Genomic DNA, 21989 nt, shown 5'->3' on the forward strand with positions numbered 1-21989 from the left:
TCGCAATCATTTATAGACCTCGTATTTGACTGTAAATGTAGGCTATGATGTAGAAAGCTGAACCAATCGCGGTGATAACGAAAAAAAACAAAGTACACTTTTGCGGTATGTTGAGTTATGTCGACATGGTGACTATCTCTTCTATCTGGTGGCGTGTTCATGTCTTTCCAGCTTGCATGTACTGCTTGCAAGGACACAATAAGAACAACGATAGCATATAGCAGATTGATCATCGCGGCTCCTCATCGTTGTTCGTTCGGTTATTCACTTCTTTGAATGCCGCTTCCATTCCAGACCACCAAATAGAGTGCAGGGACCGAAGTATTACTCTCTGCTGTTGGGTATCAGTGTCGTGTCGAATTCCTCTATCCAACGATTTACCCAATCTGGATGAGCCCATATCGATAAGGAAGTTCTTCCAATCGAAATCTCCCCTGACCGCATGCCCTGCGTGCTGCATCGCTACACCGCCTGTGTCCAGCGCTTCGCCTAAGGACAGCAGGCCTACAGCAAGCGTTGTCGCCGTGCCGCCCGATTTCGCAGCCACGGCATACCCGATTGCTTCCGTTGCTTGACCGCCCAAACTCATTACTCTTCCGGGCACGTCCAAAAACACTGCGAGCGACTCTCCGCTTCCGCCCTGCACGAGAAGTTGGCCCATGCCCTCGGCAGTAGGATGGCCGCGTTACTCGTTTTCGGTCACTGAGGCCCATATATGGTGACGTAAACCGGAGTTTCTTGCAACCGCGCTTGATAGCTGTGCATGTCCGTCGGAATTGAGGAGACGAAGCGGGTTTTTAGACATCATTGTGGGTGCCCCAGTCCGGGCAAGTCGTTCTGCATGGAGGTCCGGTGCACACCCCTGGGTCTGGAGACGGCGCGCCGTGTCCCTACATGTTTTGGGATTGGGTTGTAAGGAGACGTTTACCTATTTTCACTTCCCACAACTCTCAACATCGCGAATCTCCAGTTCAACACCCCACCTCCCGAGTGTGGACATGTAGGGGTGCAGTGAATGAGTACTCTTGGGGTGCGGCCGGGCATTTGTAATCCAAAGGGGTAATGGTCGCGGCGCTCGACGACGGTTCCGCTCTGGTCGGTCACCGCACGGGTGGAGCCTAAGTGGTCGGTGTGGTCGTAGCGGCGCTCATTAGAGGACCCCTCCACAAAGCGCCCGAGCGGGTCGTAGGCGGTCGCGGCTACGATGCGCTCCGAGACGGGAGATCCGCTGGGGCCTAATCTGAGCGACACGCTGGATGTATACAACAGAAAACAGCACAGGACAGACCTTGCAGGAACGCAAAGCGAACACCGAAAACGGAGTCCGCAAGGCGGAGGCACTGCCCTGTGCTATCCTGTGCTATGGTGCATTTCAGCACGGCAATCCCCGTCAGCACGCCGCACCAGCTGCCAAAAAGGAAGGTTTACTCTGCCGAGGAGGCCAGCGGCAGAGGCGACGGGGTGAATTCGGGCAGCGTGGTCTCTACGGGGGTGTTCCATTGCAGGAGGGCAGCGGTCCGGGCGGACTGCGCGCGCTCCAGGGGGTTCGAGGGTTGGACGGAAGCCAGAAGCACCGCCAGGATAAAAGCCGCTGCCGACATCGCCAGCGTGATGCGGCCTGTGATTTTCAGGCGGCGCACCCGCGATACATGGTTGCGCAGGCAGGCGGCGCGTTGGGCCCGGCGCACGGCTTGAACGGATCGAGGTACGGGGCGCACTGGCTGTCGAACGCGAATGAGAGCAGCGCCGGAAAACAGGCGATGCGAACGGCGATGGCGAATATGGTAAGAGCGATACGTGAACCAGTTCATAACAGAAAGAGGCTGTAAATGGAGAGCAAGTGAACGTGCCCAGACCTCCAAGGAGACAGGCACAGCGCAACATACGCTCTTCATGTTACAATCACGTTCTGCGCACGTCATGACCTTTTCTGTACAGGTCGCATGTGACGTGGACAGAAGAGATTGTGACCTCACCGTATGGATTGCATCGCATCACGGGCCTCATTGCGCCGCGCCGTGGGGGCTGGCTACCGGTTTGCGGGCTCGTCGCTGCCTTCGTGGCCCGTTCCCGCATAGGCCGAAGGGCGGCATCCGTACGCCTGCATGAAGCTGTCCGAGAAGTGCCCGATGCTTTTGAATCCCACGGCGTACGCAATCTCGCTGACGGTGCCCGCTCGGCACGCGAGCAGATGGGCTGCCTGCTCCAGGCGCATCGTCCGAATCAGGTCGGTGGGCGTCAGGTCCGCCAGCGCCTTCAGCTGCCGATGGAGGTGCCCGCGGCTCACGCCCACGTCATCGGCCAGGCGCTGCACCGAAAACGTGTCGTCGCTGATGTGCGAGGTGACGGTCTGGCGCACCCGGGCGAGAAACACGTCGGTCGTCGAAGCCACGGCATCGAGTTCGGAAAGCCGCGTAGAGAAGTCCGTCTCTTCGCCGGCACGAAGGGCCATACCTTCCTGCTGAAAGCGCTCGCGCAGCCGCGTCCGCACTGCAATTAAGTTTGCGATGTGCGCCTGGAGTTCGGCGACGTCAAACGGTTTGGTGAGGTAGGCATCGGCCAGTTCGCCGAGGCCCTCGATCTTGTCTTCGGGCGCGGCCTTTGCGGTAAGAAGAATAACAGGGATGAAGTCGGTTTCGGGGTCGGACTTAAGCGCGCGGCACAGCTCCATTCCGTTTAGGGTAGGCATCATGATGTCGGACAGCACGATGTCGGGCAGGCGCGCTTTGGCAAGCGCCAGACCAGCCTCGCCGTCAGCTGCTTCGAGGATGCGGTAGGGGGCGTCTGGGCCCGAAGCCTGTTCGAGATGACGGCGAATGTAGGCACGCACCTCGGGGTGATCCTCCACCACGAGGATCGTAGTCCGGTCGGAATCCGGGTCGCCCTCCGCCAAAATAGGCTCTTCTGGCACGGCGGTATCGCCAGAGCCATCAGGGGCAAGGTCGACGAAAGTGTGCGTGGCTTCCGGGGTCCAGGAATCGGCCGGTTGAGCGGTTTGAGTCGGGGCGAGATGGGCCGTTCTTCGGGGAAGCGTCAGGGTAAATGTGCTCCCGGCCCCCGTTTCACTTTCCACAGCGAGCGTCCCCTCGTGGAGGTCCATGATCTCTTTGGCGAGGGCCAGCCCGATTCCGGTGCCCGGATGCATCTGCGTGGCGCCGCCCACCCGGTAGAATCGGTCGAAGATGTGGGGGATGTCATCTGCCGGGATGCCCGGACCGCTATCCTGCACAGATATGCGGGCGATGCCGTGCCGGGCGGTTATGGCAACGCGCAGGACGCCGCCCGTCGGGGTGAACTTGAGCGCATTCGAAAGCAGGTTTACGACGACTTTCTCCAGTTGCATCGGGTCGGCCACCACCTCAACGGGATGCAGCGGCCGGTCCACGTTCAGATCGATCGATTGGCGCGTAGCCAGTGCCTCAAAGAGATCGGCAATGCCTTCAACGAAGAGACAGAGCTCAAACGGGCGGACCTGAAGCTGCATACGTCCGGTCTCCAGGCGCGCCACATCCAGAATCTGATTGATGAGCGTCAGCATCCGGCGGGCGTTGCGGCGCGCGAGATCGATCTGTAGCGCCATCGGTGTAGACAGGGCGCCATAGAGACCGGATTTGAGATCGTCGAGGGGGCCGAGGATTAGCGTGAGCGGGGTCCTGAACTCATGACTGACGTTGGAGAAGAAGGCGCTTTTGGCCGCGTCGAGTGTTTGCAGACGCCGGGCCTGAGAGGCTACGGTTTCCTTTTCGGATTGAAGCTGCCGGGTCCGCTCGTCCACCACCGCTTCGAGATGCTGCCGTCGCCGCTGTTGCGTTTGCTCGCGGAGATGCAGCCCCCCTCCGAGGGCGGCCAGCAGTCCGAGAATGCACAGAAAGGCGAACCAGCCTGTTTCGTAGAAATACGCCGGGACTACCAGGGTGGCCTCCACCGGGTCGCTCCACACGCCGCCGCCGTTGCGTGCCTGCACCCGGAACGTGTACGTGCCGGACGCAAGACCGCCATAGACCGCAGATCGTGCGGTGCCCTGGTCGCGCCACGTCGCGTCGAGGCCCACGAGTTGCGTGCGGAAGCGAAGCAGGTCCGGTGCGGTGAAGTCGAGCGCCGTGTAGGCCACCGAAAGCGACCGCTCGCCCCGAGGCAGCCGGATGTGGGACGTGCTCGATGCCGACACGTGCTCCTCCGCATCCGTCTGGATGGCTTCCACCACCACGCGGGCGGGCCTCTCAAACTGATGCGCATAAGCGGCGGGATCGATGCGCGTGACGCCCTGAATGGACGGGATCCACAGGCTGCCATCGGTAGCCCGGGCGGGTCGGGAAAAGAAGAGGGACGACCCGAGAGGTCCGTCGGAGGGGCGAAGGGTAACCACGTCGATAGAGACGGGCGTTGTCGCATCGAAGGCTCGCTCGAGATCTGCCGTGCGAACGCGGTAGAGCAGCGACCGGCCGTTTATCCAGGCAAAGCCAAGGTCGTCGAGGATGATGGATATGAGATGCGTGGTAGGAAGCCCGGCCTCGAGGCCCACCACGTCGAGCGCACCATTGCGGAGGCGCACCAGTCCGCGGGTTTCGGTTGCAGCCCAGAGCGATCCGTCGGGCCCAGTGATCAAGTCGCGCACCGGTACGCCTGCCAGCGCTTCCACCGGGCGTGCGACCCCATTTTCAACTACGACGAGCCCGCCCCGGGACGCAATCCAGAGCCGCCCGTCGGGGGTTCGGTGCACATCCATGGTCCAGGAGGGGCCCGACACAGGAAGCGGGATGCGAATCGAGTCGGTTGCGAGGAGCGTCTCAGTATCTACGCGCACGACCTGCTCCGGGCCAGCCCCTACCCACAGGGCATTGGGGTGGGCGGGATCGGGAAAGGGGACCTGCAGAGTATGATGGCTTGGGCTCTCCCAGAAATTCGTGCCCCGATCGCCGTTCAGCCGCACAAGCCGGTTCACGTGCGTCCCAAACCGCCGTCCGTGGCCGTCTTCGGTAACCATGCCCACGGTTGGAACGCGGTCTGGGTCATCAAGCGGTAACGCTGCAGCACCGGGACGAACGATGCTGGTAGACCAGGACGCGCCGCCTGCCACAAAAAGGGCCGCATTTTCGGCACTGCCCCGAGCACTGACCAGCACCTCGCCCGTGGCCGTCGCGATAGCCGACTCTGCGGATAGCGGGGCGCCCTCGTCCGAGCTAAACCGCCGGAACGGTTCGGGCGTCACTTGAAGCAGGCCGCCGCCCGACGAAAGCACCCACACGTTCCCCTGTCGGTCTTCGTACAAGCGCTCGATCCACCGGGCACCTTCGGGCCGGATACGTACAACCGCCACGTCCCCATCAAACACGGTAAGGGTCCCGTCGCTGATGATGGGTTCCGTCCAGACCCGCCCGGCTCGGTCAATGAGGTGTGCCGAGCGCGGGACGTCCGTCACAGGATACGCACCACGGTACGTTCCGTCGGCATCCGTAAGTTGGATGCGCAGGCCCAGCATCTCTGCGAGCGATGCAGGATCTGCATCCACCGGACGATGAAAGAGTGGGCCGTGCTGGGTCTGCTCGAACCCGAAGAGGCGTTCGTCTGCTACCGGTGTAAACCGTGTGCCATCCCACCGCGCCACGACTCCGCCATACCGGGAGAGGAAGGAGGAGCGCCGCCCTGGCGCGTCGGTGGTGTCGAGATACGTCCAGGGCACGCCGTCAGCATCCACGGCGAGCGGGGCCCAAACGTCTCGCTTCTTCTGCACGAGAGGCACCCAGCCGGTGCTGTCGAAACGCGCGAGCGTACGGCGAGACCCTGAAGCCCAGACCGTGCCGTCGCCGTCTTGCACAATCCCAAAAACCCAGTCTACATCTGGGACGCGGTGGGCCGTCCACGTACCTGCACGCAGCCGGTACGCCCACTGATCTTTGGCACCGATCCAGAGATCGCCCGAGGGCAAGACGTCGACTGAGGAGAGGTCATCTGAGCGGAAGGTGGGGACGGTTCCCGTGGTGAATCCAACAAAGCGGGCGCCGTCGAACCGGAACAGCCCCTGATCGGTGACCCCCCAGAGGTATCCGTCGGGCGTCTGGGCGACGCCGGAGGCGCGGCCCAGAAGGCCATCGTCGACGGTCCAGTTTCGCATGCGAAACGAGGTAAACGCGACCGGAGGCGTATGCTGGGCATCTGCCGCTGTGCGCGCTTCACCCGACAGCGTACCTCGGGATAGCGTATCCGATGCGATGACGACCTGACGGTCGGGGAAAGCCGAACGACTGTAGGAGTCTCCGCTCGCTGCGAGCGCAAGCAGACCCAGCATGACGATGATGAGGCAGCGACCAAGAACGAGTCGCCCCTCCTTCCAGCTAAGGAATGCGGCGGCGCGCTGGGCCGCTTCGGGAGCGTCTTCCTCTTCATGTGCCATGGGCTGCACGGCTGGTGGCTGCAAATGGCTGGTATAATAGCCACAAGATGGTGTTAGAAGTCGACCTATCGGGCGCAACTGGTGCTCCAATTTGGCGCAACCCGTTGTACCCCGAAAGTTCACCGGCAACCATTCCGTAGCTTTATTACATCCCGCCTACCAGCAGCAATTTGCAAGCAAAGTTTTCTTGCAATAACAGCTTCAAAGAGTTGCAACCTGTAGTTCAGCGTGCTGGTCTCGCGCCTTGACTCTGCCTATCCTTTTTTCGACAGGTTCTCAGGGCGACGGGCCTCGGCGGCCTGCTGTTGCAGGGCCTCGGGCAGCTGGTCGGTGCCCTGTACCTTCTCGTGGGTCAGCCCCTCCTCGGGGTCCCACATGGTCATCTCGTACCAGCCGCCACCGGTGTACGAGAGCGCCGTATCCTGTCCGTCGATCTCGGCAACGGCCGCACCGTTGACCTCCTGCCCCGCCCACCGGCGCAGCCATGTGACCAAGATCTCTTCTTCCACATCGCTGTCAAGCCCCTGGTCAATCAAGAACCGGGCAATGTCGGTAGGCAACGCTTCCGCCTGCATCCGGATGGTGCTGAGTACCTCGGCCGAATCGTCGTGCTCATCAAGCACACGGCAGGTCGTTGCCCAGATATCAGCCCCAGCATCGTCATAGCAGCGGGCGGCGCTTGCCCAGTCTTCGAGCAGGCGATGGCAGCGCCCCGCATCCGCAAACGCCTCGGCGCGTTCATAGCACGCAGCGGCGTCGGGCCAGGCCCGGGCCTGCTCGTGACACGCGGCCGCCGCTGCCCACGCCGCTGCCCGTTCAAAGCAGGCCGCCGCATCGGACCACACCTCGGCGTCTCTCCAGCACGTTGCAGCATCGGTCCACTGCTCGGCGTCCTCGTAAAGCGGGGCCGCCCGGGTGAGCCGGTCCTGCGCCCGAAAGTAATCGGCTGCCGCTACAAAGCGCCCCTCCTCCGCGTCGTGTTCAGCCTGCATGGCAGCCGCGTCGTCTTCGCGATCGGCGGCCCGGTAGCACGCGGCGGCATCGGGCCAGGCGCCAATCGTGCGGTAGCACTGCGCAGCAGCAGCCTGGTCGCCCGCTTTCTGATAGCAGTCGGCGGCCTCGGCCCACGCGCCTATCTCGCGATAGCAGGTAGCCGCATCGGTCCAGGCCCGCGCCTCGGTGAAGCACCGCGCGGCCTTCTCCCATGCCTTGTCGGAGCGCCAGCAGCGCGCTGCGTCGTGCCACTGCGTTTCGTGCTCGTAGCAGCGCGCCGCCGCCGCCCAGCGCTCCAGGCTCTGGTAGCATGTAGCCGCCGCGTGCCACGCCTCGGCCTGCTCGTAGAGCCGCGCCGCTTCAGAGAGCCGGTCGTGGTCGCGGTAGTAATCCGCAGCACGGGCCCAGCGTCCGGTCGCCGCGTCGTGTTCGGCCTGCAGCGCGTCCGCCTCGGCGGTCCGGCCTGCCGCATGCAACAGGTGGATGCGGGACGAACGGTCGTTGCACGCGGCGTTATAGTCGAGTAGAAACCGGGCCTGCGACTCGGAAAGCGCGCTCTCGGAGGTCCACCTTGCCACCTGCTCGGATGACACTCCCGCGTCGGGGGTGCGCTGCGTGCTCATCCACTCGCAGATCGCAGCCCACGTGGGTGCTTCAGCTTTGCGATAGCATTCGGCCGCGGCGAGCCAGTGCTCGCGGTCGCGGTAGTAGCCAGCTCGCTTGCGCCATTCTTCTTGCGAGGGGTCGCCCTCCCAGGGCGCCCGAAAGGCATCAATCGTGCCCACGGTGCGCGACACGGCCTCGGCCTCCCACAGCGATCCCGCCGGGTGCGGATCAGCCACGACGGTTACGCTACGCCGTGCCCGCGTGGCGGCCACATAGTGCGTGCGCAGCGTCTGCCGGTTCTGCTGGCGCGCGGCCTTGCGCTCCGCCGGTGCCGCTCCCGGACGATGCACGAGGCGGTCGTCCAGCTGGTAGAGCACGACGTGATCCGCCTCCAGCCCCTTCGCGTCGGCGACCGTCCATACCAGCGGATGGCCCCAGCGCTCTCGAAGCTCCTCGGCCTCTGGCTCGCTCTCGGTCAGGATCAGCACCTCGGGGTGCGCCTGCGAGAGCGCCTCGTCGATCGCGGGGTCGGGGGCAGTGCGCATGGGGGGCGGCCCAAGCGGACGCGCCTGCTCAGGGTCGAGGGCGACCACGTCGCCTCCCTCCTCTTTGAGCAGGTCGGCCAGGGCCTGGGGGAGGCGCAGCGTGGGTGCACTGGCGCGGTATGATCGCGTGAGCGTGTAGGGCTTGGGGGCCTCCCAGCGGCGCTCGTGGAAGATCGCGCGCGGCATGCGCCACCCGAAGCCCGACCCGCCCAGCACCTGCGTCGGATCGCCCGCCAGGAGCATCTGCTGCTCGCATCCCTCTTTGAGCGTAGCCAGCGCCACCCGCAGCTGCTTCTCGGTCAGGTCTTGCACCTCGTCGAGCACCAACGCGTCGTAGCGGCGCGGCTTGGTACCGTCGAGCAGGCGGCGCAGCGCCCGCGTGGCGATGTCCTGGTCATCGAGGCGGTTGCGCTCCTGCAGCGACGCATGGTACTGCTCGGCCAGGCGATGCACCTCGGCGCGCTTGCGGCGCGGCACTGCCGACCACGTATCGGGCATGTCGCGGCAGTAGACGGTGCGTGGGAGTAGCGTGCATACGTCTTCGGCCCGGGCAGGCGTGGCCTGGATGGGCAGCATCCCCTTCACGACCGCACGGATATCGGTCGCGAACAGCTGCTTTTCGGCGCTGCTCAGCGGATGACGGCTCAAGAAGAAGCGCAGCTGTTCGGGGTTGGCCTGGCAGTACTGCAAGCTGCGCACGTTCAGGTCGAGCGTTTCGGCGGCCAGCGACTGGTAGGTCCGGAAATCGACCGGATTGGCATCCTCGGGGCGCGTGGGCAGCGCGTTGTAGAGATCCTTCGCGTGCGACACGAGGCGCGGGTTGTGCGTCACGAAGGCCAGATCAGCCTCAGGGTCGGTCTCCTGCATCACCAGCAGGCGGTAGAGGGCCAGCGTCGTCTTTCCGCTGCCTGCCGGACCGTTCAGGAATGTGGGAAGCGGCTCGTGCAGCAGCTGCACCTGCTCATCCGACAGGATCAGCTCGGCGGGAATCTCTTCGGCATCGGCCCAGGCCTCGAAGGCGACATGGTTTTCGAGGTACCACGGCAGGTTCTCGGGCGGCGCGCTGAGCACCGCTTCATACTCAGATGAGAGAGCCGCATACGCATCCCACCGGTTCGTTTCCGGAAAGTCGCGTTCGATTGCATCGAGGCTGGCAGCGGGGTTGTCGGGCGTGGGGGCCGTCCAGGTGCACGCGTCGAGCTCGTCGGCGAGAATCCACTGCATCGCGTCGGGCACGTCGAACTCCTTGCGGCGCAGTACACGGGGCACATCGTCGTGGTCGAAGACGACCGTCCAGCAGTGCGCCGTAAGCACCGGCTTTTCGTTGCGGCGGTCGGCGTGGCGTCCGTACGTGAAGAGCAAGCGTGCGGCGTCGCTCACGCGCGCCTCCCAGACGGCTACGTCGGGCCGCGACTGGAGCTTCTTGACGCGCAGCCCGCTATCAAAGTGGTCATAGTGGATCTTCTCCAGCGTATCCAAGACCCGCTTGTGCTCGCGCTCGGGCAGTGCATTGAGCGTATCTACCAGATGCGAAGATAGGGCAACCTGGGGCATGGGAATAGGCGATCTGAATACAAATAAGCAAGGAACTTGCATGAACTACTCCCCTGCTGCGTTCCACACGCCCGGCGAAGCGCAGCAGACTGGGGGACCGAAGCAGGTTGTGATCAGGCTGCGATCATGCTGAAATGGTTAGCGGACGACAAAGCCGGAAGAGCCGTTCAAGGGCATTCGCCGGAACTATCCCCTACTCAGGTGGCGGATGTGTTTCGGGTGCACGGCACCGCCACCTGAGTATATTTTATTGCAATAACGGCAATATGTGTCAGAGGGGGAGTCCGAGGGGGAGTCCGAGGGGGAGTCCGAGAGGGTACACCTGCGCGATCAAAAGCTACGGGAGCCCGCCCTCCGGTCCTGGGTCGCATCTGTCTGTCTGCCCGAGCATGTTCGCCCGCTTTCCTCTAAACCATTGCTGCTGGATGCCGGCCCATACGCGCAGGCTCGCTATGCGGACGGATTGCGCCGCCAGCGCTCGGGCAGCGCCACAAGCGCGACGGTGGCCAGCGGAGCAAGCAGCGTGGCCGCGAGAAGTCCGCCCGTGACGGTGACGGCCAGCCCCATCCAGAAGTCGTTGTCGGCAGGAAAGACAAGCAGCGGGAGCATCGCAACGCAAGTCGAGATCGTGGTCGTCCACATCGGACGCAGGCGCTCGCGCACCGCCAGCCGCACGAGTACCGAGGGGCGCCCGTGTGGACGCGCCTCGCGGAGCTGGCGGTAGCGGTCGACCAGCAGGATTGCATCGTTGGCGGCGATGCCCACGAGCAGCACCGTACCGATGAAGGCACCTTCCGCAAAAGCGATGTCGGACCACCAGAACCCGGCGGCCAGCCCGATAGCGGCCAGCGGCAGGCTTAGCAGGATGAGCGCGGGCAGCCGCCAAGACTCGAAGACGATAGCGGTAACGAGCAGGATGAGCAGCACCGTAGCGGCCAGCACCCACCCAAAGGCCTGCTGTGTCTCTTCGGTAAAGAAGAAGCTCTGGCTGCGTTCGAGCCGGTAGCCGGGCGGTGTCTGAAAGCCCTCCATGACGCTGTTCACGTACTCGTTGCCCATGCGGCTCGGCCCCCGAAAATCGATGCGCACGTAGCGCTTGTACTGCTGGTCTTCGCGCTCAATGTGACTGGGCACCTCTTCTACCTCGTAGGCACTCACGCTTTTGAGCTTCACCTGCGTCGAGTCGGTCACGGACAGCGGGCGGTCCATAAAGGTATGGATGTCGATCTCCTCGGCGCCGTCGACCACGATGCGTAGGGGCAGGCGCACGTCGCCGTCGAGGTCGGCGAAGAGCGACGGGAAGCGGGTAGAGAGCACGGGCCGAAGCTCCCGTGCGATGTGCTGTGCGCGGAGTCCAGTGCGGGCAGTGGCGTCGGCACGCCAGTCCAGATGCAGCACCTCGCGGGGCGTACGGCGCCCGAAGCCGCGTCCAGCATTTGTATTGACAGAAGCGACACGGCGGCTGCCTGCCCGAAGGCGGTCGGCGAAGCGTTCGGTGAGGGCTTCGAGATCGTCGTAGTTCGACCCGCGCGCTTCGACGGTAAAGCCCGAGGCCATTCCCCCCACCCCGCTGAAGTAGCCCTGCGGCAGCAGTCCGCCCACCGACACGCGAATGCCGGCCAACAAGACGGCCTGCTGGATGAGCTCCTCGCGCACGATGTAGGGCTCGGCGGTCTGTAGGGCAGGCTCGTAGAACTGCACCTGCATGGTCGCCGAGCGCTCGCTGATGCGAGTGATAGTGCGTTCGACAGATTCGGAGGCCAGGGCCACCTGCTCGAAGCGCTGCATCAGCGAGTCGGCCCGGTGGATGGGGTTGCCTGGCGGAAACCCCAGGCTCACCCGCACGCTGGGGCGGGTATCGAAGCTCCACTGATCGCCAAAGTCGGTCGTTTCGAAGAAGATGCGCGCCACCCCGCCAAGTGCGGGGTCGAGCCAGTCGCGGGCCTCCTGCACAAGGTCGCTTCCAACGGTGGCGTTATAGACCCCCGCCAGACGGGCTTGCGGACTAGTTTCGTCGTCGCCGGGTTCAATCTGGGTCGGCAGTAGCCAGAGCGGCGTGCCAAGCAGGAGCAGCAGCGCAATGCTGGTGGTGGCGGGCAGGCGTGCTGCGCTCCAGAACGGCCACCGAAGCACCGCCCGCATCCACGCAGGCAGGCGCCACGACGGCTCGGGCGGCGGTAGCCAGCGTCCCATCACAGGCACCACGAGCGCCGCCGTAACCAGCGAGGCGGCCAGGGTAACCGCAGTGAGGATGCCAAACGGCAGGAAGAGCGTACGCAGTTCGCCGCTCAGGTAGACGAGGGGCGCCATCACGGCCATTGTGGTACATGTGCCTCCTACCAGCGGCAGCCACACCGCTTTTAAGGAAGCACGGGTCGCCTCCACCTCCAGCGCCATGCCCGAAAGCCCCCGTACCGACAGGCGGTCGCGCTGCAGCATCAGCTGCTCGACCATTACAACGCTGTTGTCGACCAGAATGCCGAACACCAGCACGAGTCCGGCCAGCGTGAGCAGGTTCAGCGTAAGACCAAGCGGGCCCATCAGCGCGATCCCCACCGCCAGCGCCACCGCCACGCTAAACAGCACGATGCCAACAGACCGCACGCTGCGCAGCATCATCAGCAGCACCAGCGCCACGAGCACGAGTCCGAGCCCGCCCCGCCATTGCAGGTCGCGTAGCTCGGCCCGGACCGACTCGCTGCGGTCGTCGGCCACAACCAGGCGTGCTCCTTCGGGCAAGAGCGGCTCCATCTCGCGTAGCTGCGTCTGCACGCTGCGCGCCACCTCCAGCATGTGACTGGCGGGGGCCCGATCGAGCGTGAGCGTAACCACGGGCTGCCCGTCAATCCGGCTGATGGAGCGGCGCGGAGCCGGGCCGCGCTGCACCTGCGCAATGTCGCCGAGACGGATGGGCGTAACCTGTCCGCCCGACACGTCACGGGCCCCGCGCACTATCACCTGGCGCAGCGCCGCCACCGACTCCTCGGCCGGACTCAGCAGCAGGGCCGACTCGCCGCCCCCGCGTAGCCGTCCGTACACCCGGTCGGTGAGCGCATCGGCGAGGCGCGCCTGCGTGGCCCCCGCTTCGAGTCCGTAGGCCGCCAGCCGGTCGGGGTCGAGCGTAACGAGCACCTCCCGCTCGGTGCCCCCCTGCACCACCACGTCAGCCACTCCTGAAATTCCGCTAAGCTGTGGCGCAAGCTGGTCGTCGGCCCACCGGCGCAGCGTGCCCGGGGTCTGTGGACCGATGAGCTGTAGCGTTATAAAGCCCTGTTCGTCGCGTAGCTCCTCCGGAATCTGCTTGGTGAGGCGCGGCGTAACGCGGTCGGGCAGGTCGCGGCGCACCAGCGCCAGCTGCTCGTTGAGCCGCGCCACGTACGCCCCCAGGTCAACCTCCTCACCCACCTCAAGCGTCACCACCGTACTCCCCTCGCGCGACAGGCTCTGCACCCGGGCGGTGCCCTCCACGGCCTGCCCTGCCCGCTCGATCGGCGCCGTCACGTGCTGCTCCATCGCGCGCGGCGACGCCCCCGGCCACGACGCACTCACCCGCACCACCGGCAGCTCCACCTGCGGCACCCACTCCAGCGGCACGTTGGTTGCCGCCCAGCTGCCTGCCAGAAGCAGCGCAATGGCCCACGCCATAATGGCAACCGGCCGGTTTAAGAAGGATGCGATGCGCGTATGCATAGGTCAGGGATGGACGTGTATCGAGAACCGTTCGTTCTACTGCGTATGCTCAGGCACCTGTACAGGAAGGAATGCCGCTCGGTGTAAATGAATGGGCGTTCAGGATGTCCTTCGCGCTTCGGTCTACCAGTATCTACCAGTGGCTACCGGGCCGTACCAGCAATCCGTGCCACGCTCTGCGCCAGCACGGGCACCACAAACAGCGTAAGTACTGTTGCGCTAAGCAGCCCCCCCACAATGGCGATGGCCAGCGGCGCGCGCAGCTCGGCCCCCGCCCCGAAGCCCAGCGCAAGCGGAAGCAGCCCCAGCGTGGTCGTAACGGTCGTCATGAGGATGGGGCGCACGCGCGCCTTCCCTGCCGCGGTGATTGCGGCGCGCAGGTCCATGCCCCGGGCCAGCCGCTGATTGATGAAGTCGACCTTGATGATCGCGTCGTTTACCACGATCCCGACCAGCACCACACATCCGGTCATGCTCATCAGATTGATGGTCTGCCCGGTTACACCCAGCACCGCGACCACGCCGGCCGCCGCCAGCGGCACTGCCGCCAGGATGACGAACGGCTGCAGCAGGCGCTCAAACTGCGCGGTCAGGATCAGGTAGACCAGCAGCAGGCTCAGCAGCAGGCTCCACCCCACCGCGGTAAGCCCCTCCTGAAACGCCGTACTGGCTCCGCCAACCGTGTGGCGAGCGCGCGGCACGTCGGCCAGGACGGGCGTGAGCGCCGTGTCGATTGCGTTGAGCGCGCGCCGCAGGTCGTAGCCCGACGCAACACCGGCCGTGACGCGGGCTACCGGCGTCTGGTCGATACGCGTGAGGGCCGCAGGCAGAGCGATGCGCTCCGCCTCCACAAAGAGATGCAGCGGCAGGAGTCCGTTCGCTGTGGGTATGAGGCGCCCCAGCAGGTCGTCGATGGTCGTAGCCTGCCGGGTACGCACCATGATGGGGATCTCTTCCCCAATCTGGCGCAGCTCGCTGGCCCGGCGTCCGCGGGCCCCGGCCTCCAGCTGATCGCTGATCTGCGCCGACGACACCCCGAAGCGCGCCATGTTGTCGCGCCGCAGATCCAGCCGGTACCCGGGCACGTCCTGCGCTTCGGCGCGCTGCACGCCCGCAAGCGCCTCTTGCTGCTGCAGCGCCGCAATCGCCGCCTCAATGACTGCGGGCTGGGGGCGCTGCTCGTCGGCCACCAGGTCGATAGTAAGCTCAGCGCCCCCGGCCACAAGCAGCGCCTCAAGCTGCGTCTGCGCGGGCTGCACATCTACAGTCATGTCGCCCGGTAGGTCGAGCGCTTCGAGCCGGGCGGTAGCAGCAGGGGCCGACACGTCGTCGGCAAGAATGAACGTGAGATCGCCCTCGTAGGGCGGTCGTGGGTCGAGTTCGAGGCGGGCGGTGGTGCGCTCGCCGAGATCGGCCAGCACGTGGCGCGCCAGCCCCATATCGCGAGCCGCGGTTTCGAGGCGGGCCGCACGCTCGCTCACCAACGGCAGGTCGGCCCCCGATGCAAGCGTGAGATGCGCCTGTACCCGCCCCTGATCGGCCGACGGCACAACCTCACGGGGCAGGATGAACGCCAGCGCGCCCGCCCCCACACAGACGACCAGCGCGCCCATCAGTACGGATTGGGGACGATCCAGACACCACTGCAGTCCGCGTTCGTATCCCCCCAGCAGGCCTTGCAAGCCCAGGCCCAGGCCCTTGGCCTCGGTATTTTGGTCGCGGCTCATGATGACGGGCACCACTGCCAGCGCAACAAGAAGCGATGCCAGCAGCGCCACCACAACGGCCAGCGACTGATCGCGGAAGAGGCGCCCGGCCAGCCCTTCAACGAGCGTGATGGGCAGGAAGACCGCGATGGTAGTGAGGGTGCTCGCAGCAATAGCTCCCGCTACCTCGGCTGTGCCTTCGTAGGCCGCCTCCATGGCGCTGCGTCCGGCCTCGCGGAGGCGTGCGATGTTTTCGACGACGATAATTGCATTGTCGACCAGCAACCCCACCCCGAGCGCCAATCCACTGAGCGCAATCAGGTTGAACGACACGCCAAGCAGGTCGAAGCCGATGAGCGTTAGGCCCAGCGAGAGCGGCACCACCACGCCGATCGCCGCCACCACACGCCAGCGGCGCAGAAAGCCGAAGAGCACAAGAATAGCGAGCAGTCCGCCTACCAGCACCGCTTGCGTGACGCCGCCGATGGCTTCTTCGATGAAGACGCTTTCGTCGACCACCACGTCGAGCGCCACGCCAGACAGCTCGGACTCAAGCGGCGCCAGTGCCGTGCGTACGGCTTCGGCGGCCTGTACCGTGTTGGCGTCGGGGGTGCGCTCAACCAACAGCAAGAGCGATTCGCGGCCATCCAGGCGAACGAGCCCGCGCCGCTCTTCCACCGAAGGCCGCACCTCGGCAATATCACGTACCCGAATGGGCGTGGGCCCGGCACGCGTAACGACCGTTTCGGCGATATCGGTGTCCGACTCAAACTCGCCGCTGACCTCAACGGCATATCGGAAGGGGCCACGCCGAATCTGTCCGCCCGAGAGCGCAGCGTTCGCCTGCTGCAGCGCCCGTCCTACGTCGCCCACACTGATGCCGTACCGGGCCATGCGGTCAGGATCGATGTTCACATCTACTTGCCGCTCGTGCCCGCCCGTGACCCGTACGCGTGCCACCCCCGCCAGCTGCTCCAGGCGCCGCGCCACCACCTCGCGCCCGATCTGCCGGAGCTGCGAGAGGTCCTGCCAGTCGCCCCGGTCGTCGGCCACAGCGCGGGTTTCTGTGTCGTCGCGTGCTGCCCCGCGAAGAGCCAGCATCATGATGGGCCGCTCGCTCGGGTCGACCCGTAGCACCACCGGGCGCTCGGCTTCATCGGGGAGCGCGTTGCCCAGCCGGTCGATCTGCTCGCGCACCTCCAGCAGCGCCAGTTCAAGGTTTGCGTTCCACCCGAAGCGCAGCTCTACAAGGCTCCCCCCCAGCTGGCTGCGCCCTGTAACACGCTGCAGCCCCTGTGTGCCCGACACAGCGCCCTCAATGCGCTCGGTAACGCTCCGCTCCACACGGTCGGGCGGTACATCCGGATACGGTGTCCAGACCGTGAGCGCCGGGTAGCCCAGGTCGGGCAGCAGCGCTACCGGCAGCCGCACGATCGCTGCTGTGGCAAGCACCGCAACCAGAATACACGCAGCCGTAACGCCTACAGGACGATTCAGACAGAGGCGGATAAACGATCTCATGAGAGGGAAACGTATCGGTTAACGAGCAGGCCATGCCTCCCTATGCACCAACTCAGACGCGTGCATAGCGTGGAGGCGCGTCGGGGCACAAGGGGGCGCAAGAGGGATGCGAGCGTTCAAGGCATTGTGAGAGGAACCGGATCACTGGCTTCCACAGGCGCATCGTGCGCCAGGGCGAAATGCCCATCTATCGCAACACGATCGCCTTCCTGCAATCCATCTACGACCTCGACAAAGTCACCAGAGCGGGCTCCCACTTCGACATAGGTCCACTGCGCACGTTCGTTACGCACGACAAAGACCAGGTCGCGCCCCTGCCGTACGAGCACCGCATCGGTAGGCACCACGAAGCGACCGCTCAAGCGGTGGGTTTCGAGGCGAACGGTCGCGAAAAGTCCGGCAAGCAGCTGGCCTTCGGGATTGGGGATGCGCACGGTAACGCGCCCCGTGCCGCGCTCTTGGTCAACGCGCGGGTTGACCGAGTAGACCGTGCCCTCAACGGGACCGTTGTTGCCGTTGAGGGCCGGGACGTGCACCTGCGCGGTGGCGCCCTCATTGATGCGCACGAGGTCTTCCTCAAGCACGTTGACGGTCACTTTCATGCGTCGATCGTCAAGGATGCGTGCGATCATCTCGCCAGCGGCAACGCGCTGTCCGGCTTCTACCTCCAGATCAGCCACGCGCCCGGCGAACGGAGCCGTGATGCGGGTGCGTTCCAGCTGCAGGCGGGCACGCTCCACACGCTGCTCCGCCTGGGTGAGTCCGTACGTAGCGGCCTGCACCGCACTGCGGTCGAGCCCCGCGCGCATCTGCGCAAGCTCCAGCTCGCGGCGCAGCGCCTGTACCTCAGCGCGCGAGGCGTCGCCACGGTCAAATGCCGCTTCGGCCTCGCGGAGTGCTTCGCGCAGGTCGGCAACTGCGCTTGTATCCGCCACCTGCCGAACCCCCGCTTCGCGGGTATTTACAGCGTATTCGGCACGCGCCTGTATGAGATCGGCTTCCGCCTCAGCCAGTTCGATCCGCTCGTCGCGGTCGTCGATACGCGCGAGAAGCGCCCCTTCGCCAATGCGTTGCCCCTCCTCTATGACACGCTCACGCACCACCCCGCCGCGCTCAGCACTAACGGTAGCCTCGCGCCAGGGCCGAAGCCGTCCGGTTGCCTCCGTGCGCACGGGGAAATCCATGCGCTCGACTTCAACCACATCGACCTGCGCGGCCGACGACGCCACGTCTTCGGTTTCGGGACGATCATCGGCAGCGGTCTCGCCCGTGATGCGGGGCCAGAAGCCATACAGAATGAGTCCGCCAACCGCCAGCAGCAGTACCCCTGCTGCTACCTGCCACGCCTGTAGGCGCAGCCTCGTAGTCACGGATGATCTGGTCTCCTCGGATGGCGTGGCCTCGGGAGTCGTTGATTCGGACGTAGAAGAGCTGGAAGACGACATACAGTACAGCCTACCTCAATAGTATCGATGAAATGACAGGATGTGTAGGTACACACACTTTACTATACGATCATCGCTACAGAGATGCAAGGACCATGAAGAGGTTTGTCTGGGGTCTACACCGTGCCTAAGAGCCTGTTTGGGTTTTGGTTTGTAGGCGAGAGCGAGCGCCGCTGAGGCGAAAATTGGACCCCGATGGCGGTTCGTAGCCGGGGCTACGGGCCGACATTGGGGGCCATTTGCACCAGGGGCATGCCCTTCGGCCCCAGTCCAGCGCCGCCGCTCGAAGCCCAAATTAAGAAATCAAAACAGGCTCTAAGACAGGAAGAGACGAGATGCCAGAAGATGATTCCTTGGTAGCGGTAAGATGTTAAGGGGTCGACATGTGGTTTACATCATCGCAATCTGCCCCCCTCCCTTATTCCGCTTCGCTCCATCAGTCGCCCCACGGGCTCGTGTCGGGGTTCTCCCCCTTAGCCAAGGGGGAGATGTCGAAGACACAGGGGGTTTGAACAAAACTACGGTCGCCCACCGCCTTATCATTTAACGTCTATCCTCTACCGATTCCTTTATAAGCGACCTCCCCCCGTCCACCTCTCCATCTGTCTATACGCCCCTACGCCAGCGCACTCTCCTGCCCAGAATCAAGCACGAACAGGCCACTGGTGCGGGTCCGGGACACAATCTCGCGCATCCGACCAAAGTTAGGCGGATCCATCAGCCCGAAGATGTTCACATCGCCACGGGGGGCCTCTGCCAGATAGGGCTCAAACTCACCCACATGCACCACCACAGTGGCCTCCGGCATGCGGGCCAGATCGATAAGCGTGTGCAAGAAGACACGTGCTTCTTCGGCCTGCTCTTCCGTGTCGACGACTGTTAGCAGGCGCATCTCTGCCTTCCAGTTACGCTTGAGCTTGTATCCAAGAAGCAGTAGCAGATCCAGATTGCCGATGTCCATCGACACCTTCCAGTCGGGACTCCGATCGTTGATCCAGACGTTCACGGTTTCGCGCTGCCCGAGTCCAGCCCGGCGGTGCGGCGCGTAGATGCACGTGCCCATCTGCTGGTCGCTGGCTGTATGGACCAGGTGAGCGTAGTCGTCTTCGCGCTCGTCGTCGTCCGGCAAGGGCAGGAAGAGAATATTTGGTTTAAAGAAGGCCCCCTGCATGGTCTGGATGCTGGCGGTCAGACTGGGAGCGAACCGTTCGGCAGAGACCACAGCCGAGGAGGCAAACACGCCGCGCTTCCGAAAGGCCGACGTAAGATCTTCCACCTGGCGCACGAGATCTTCCGAGGCGTCCTCGCTATCCAGCCCCAGCAGGTTTACTGCACCCTTCGGAGCAGCCAGATCCTGCACAAAGAGGAATGACCCGCGCAGCGTATCCGCATCGCGAATAGGCACCAGAATGTTGGGCTTCCAGGCTCGCTCCTGGCGCGAGGTCAGGTCTTTCACGTTTTTGGCAGCCCACTCGGCAAGCGAAACGAACAGTCCGCTACGCACGTCGGCCATGGAGTGATCGAGGGTGCGGCGTACCAGCACGCCATAAAATACGACGACGATAGCCATGGCCGCCAGTCCGAACGTCGGGTTTACAATAAACATAGCCAGCAGGCACCCGGCCGCCCCAGCAAACGACACCACACGCGGCAGCCGCAGAATCGGGCGAAAGCTAACCAGCCCCAGTGTCTGCTCCACAAACACCACCACGTTAATCATGGTGTAGGTGATAAGGAAGAACATCGTGATGAGCGGCGCAATCGCATTCAGGTCGCGCACCATAAGCGCCGCCAGAACAATGCCTCCGGTAATCAGCATTGCGTTACGCGGCTCCCCTGCGTCGGTGCGGCGTGACATCCAGCCGCTTGCAGGCAGGATATCGTGGTTACCTAGCGCCTGCAAGATACGCGGTGCCCCCACCGCCGAGGCCAGCGCCGACGAGAACGTAGCCCCCAGCAGTCCGGCTACCACCGGCGGACCCCAGTACGCCATATCGATCATGACTGTGTAGTTGGTGACCAGCTCTTCGGTCGGAGCCGAGCGGAGTAGCCAGATGGCAACCAGTACGTAGATCACAAAACTGATCCCGATGGCGCTCATGGTACCAAGCGGGATGCTCGTGCGCGGGTTCTTCAGTTCGCCCGACATATTCGCCCCCGCCATAATCCCGGTAGCCGCCGGGAAGAACACCGCAAACACGACCCAGAACGACACGCCCGGGAAGTCATCCTCGGGCGCACCGGGGAAGTCGCCGAACAGTTGGATGTCTTCAAACGGCACCGCCATCGACCCGGTGGCCGCCGCCATCGCCACCGAAACGAGCGAGGCAATGATAATCGCCAGAATGACATATTGCACCCGAAAGGCCAGGCTCGCGCTGATGTACGCAATGCCAAAGATCAGCGCAAACGCAATCAGGTCAACCATTAGCGCCGGGTGCTCGGGAAAGACCCACAGCCAGCCCTCCCGAAAGCCGAAAATGTACATCGTTACCGCCAGCGCCTGGGCCAGGTACAGCGGAATGCCCACAGCCCCGCCCACCTCCAGGCCCAGCGACTGCGAAATAATTGAGTACGCCCCGCCCGCCCCAATCCGGATGTTCGTGGTAATCGACGACATCGACAGCCCCGTCGCCGTCACAATGCCAAACGCCAGCCCAATCACCAGCAGTCCGCCCACAAGCCCCGCGTTCCCGACCACCCAGCCGGTACGCAGATACATAATGACGCCGAGAATCGTGAGTAGCGTAGGCACAAACACCCCGGCAAAGGTGCCATACTTGGTGCCCTGCGACATAATATCCGATTCAGCAGACGGCTCCACATCCTCACCAACCGCTTCGTTCTCCACCGAGGCGGACTCTGCTGGCACTTCGGCTGCTCCCGCTGCATCTTCTGTCTCTGCCATAAAAAGACACTATTATGTAATTGGTTAGGCGGATACGAAGGTAGATCGCGTTGCCCCTTCACCGTTCCATCTTCGAAGATCTTCGTCAAATGAAAGCCGGTGTACCCCGCACGCTATGGTTTCGCCGGTTCGCTGGTTGATCCCGCGCGGGGTGAGGCTTCTCTTAGGACCACTTTCCTTTTAGCCTATCCGTATTCATCAGTGTGGGTTCGTACCCAGCGCATCGACATGTATGTGCAATGCTTGCTGAAAAGTTGGTAGTAGCAATAAAAGATCTAACTGTCCGGCACGCAACTACAGCCGGCTGCTGTAGCGATCCTTATATCTCCCAGTACCTGTATACCGTGTTGGGTCATTTTCAACGCCGCATCAAAATTTTGGGATCGCCCTGAGCAAAGACAGGCATGAAGGTGGGGTTTTGTGCGTTTCAAACCGGTATCATGGGCGCCCTGGCGTTGTTAAGTAGGGCCACAAAAGAATCTTGAGTATGTCATTGCGAGGAGCGCCAGCGACGTGGCGCTGTGAGCGTAGCGAGGAAGTGCTCTTGGGGTGCAATCTTGTGCCTTATAAGCAGGATAAACCGCTTCAACTGATGCATGAGATCGCCACGTCGGTCGCAGGCTCCCTCCT

The 21989-nt window shown here is 63.8% G+C and carries 8 protein-coding genes; all 8 read right to left on the reverse strand.

Annotated elements, in window-relative coordinates; translation table 11 throughout:
- Positions 1-229: 229 nt before the first annotated feature.
- Complete coding sequence (locus ACZ48V_RS09550) at positions 230-661, reverse strand: hypothetical protein (RefSeq protein WP_464538559.1); 432 nt, start codon at positions 659-661, stop codon at positions 230-232.
- A 763-nt stretch (positions 662-1424) separates the two neighbouring features.
- On the reverse strand, positions 1425-1811 hold the full coding sequence (locus ACZ48V_RS09555) for a hypothetical protein (RefSeq protein WP_464538561.1): 387 nt from the start codon (positions 1809-1811) through the stop codon (positions 1425-1427).
- Positions 1812-2029: 218 nt separating this feature from the next.
- The gene (locus tag ACZ48V_RS09560; RefSeq protein ID WP_464538563.1) at positions 2030-6391 is read right to left on the reverse strand and encodes an ATP-binding protein; all 4362 of its coding nucleotides are present in this window, start codon (positions 6389-6391) and stop codon (positions 2030-2032) included.
- A 254-nt stretch (positions 6392-6645) separates the two neighbouring features.
- Complete coding sequence (locus ACZ48V_RS09565) at positions 6646-10089, reverse strand: UvrD-helicase domain-containing protein (RefSeq protein ID WP_464538565.1); 3444 nt, start codon at positions 10087-10089, stop codon at positions 6646-6648.
- A 450-nt stretch (positions 10090-10539) separates the two neighbouring features.
- The gene (locus tag ACZ48V_RS09570) at positions 10540-13779 is read right to left on the reverse strand and encodes an efflux RND transporter permease subunit (protein WP_464538567.1); all 3240 of its coding nucleotides are present in this window, start codon (positions 13777-13779) and stop codon (positions 10540-10542) included.
- Between the two features lie 143 nt (positions 13780-13922).
- Positions 13923-17006, reverse strand: coding sequence for an efflux RND transporter permease subunit (locus tag ACZ48V_RS09575; protein ID WP_464538569.1), 3084 nt, complete (start codon positions 17004-17006; stop codon positions 13923-13925).
- A 116-nt stretch (positions 17007-17122) separates the two neighbouring features.
- The gene (locus tag ACZ48V_RS09580; protein WP_464538571.1) at positions 17123-18451 is read right to left on the reverse strand and encodes an efflux RND transporter periplasmic adaptor subunit; all 1329 of its coding nucleotides are present in this window, start codon (positions 18449-18451) and stop codon (positions 17123-17125) included.
- Between the two features lie 616 nt (positions 18452-19067).
- On the reverse strand, positions 19068-21359 hold the full coding sequence (locus tag ACZ48V_RS09585) for an amino acid permease (protein WP_464538573.1): 2292 nt from the start codon (positions 21357-21359) through the stop codon (positions 19068-19070).
- Positions 21360-21989 lie beyond the last annotated feature (630 nt).

It is taken from the genome of Longimonas haloalkaliphila (genome assembly GCF_055379825.1).

Excerpts from the sequence above, each read along its gene's own strand:
- ACZ48V_RS09550 (WP_464538559.1), bottom strand. The coding sequence starts at position 661 with ATGGGCCAACTTCTCGTGCAGGGCGGAAGCGGAGAGTCGCTCGCAGTG.
- ACZ48V_RS09555 (WP_464538561.1), bottom strand. The coding sequence starts at position 1,811 with ATGAACTGGTTCACGTATCGCTCTTACCATATTCGCCATCGCCGTTCG.
- ACZ48V_RS09560 (WP_464538563.1), bottom strand. The coding sequence starts at position 6,391 with ATGGCACATGAAGAGGAAGACGCTCCCGAAGCGGCCCAGCGCGCCGCC.
- ACZ48V_RS09565 (WP_464538565.1), bottom strand. The coding sequence starts at position 10,089 with ATGCCCCAGGTTGCCCTATCTTCGCATCTGGTAGATACGCTCAATGCA.
- ACZ48V_RS09570 (WP_464538567.1), bottom strand. The coding sequence starts at position 13,779 with ATGCATACGCGCATCGCATCCTTCTTAAACCGGCCGGTTGCCATTATG.
- ACZ48V_RS09575 (WP_464538569.1), bottom strand. The coding sequence starts at position 17,006 with ATGAGATCGTTTATCCGCCTCTGTCTGAATCGTCCTGTAGGCGTTACG.
- ACZ48V_RS09580 (WP_464538571.1), bottom strand. The coding sequence starts at position 18,451 with ATGTCGTCTTCCAGCTCTTCTACGTCCGAATCAACGACTCCCGAGGCC.
- ACZ48V_RS09585 (WP_464538573.1), bottom strand. The coding sequence starts at position 21,359 with ATGGCAGAGACAGAAGATGCAGCGGGAGCAGCCGAAGTGCCAGCAGAG.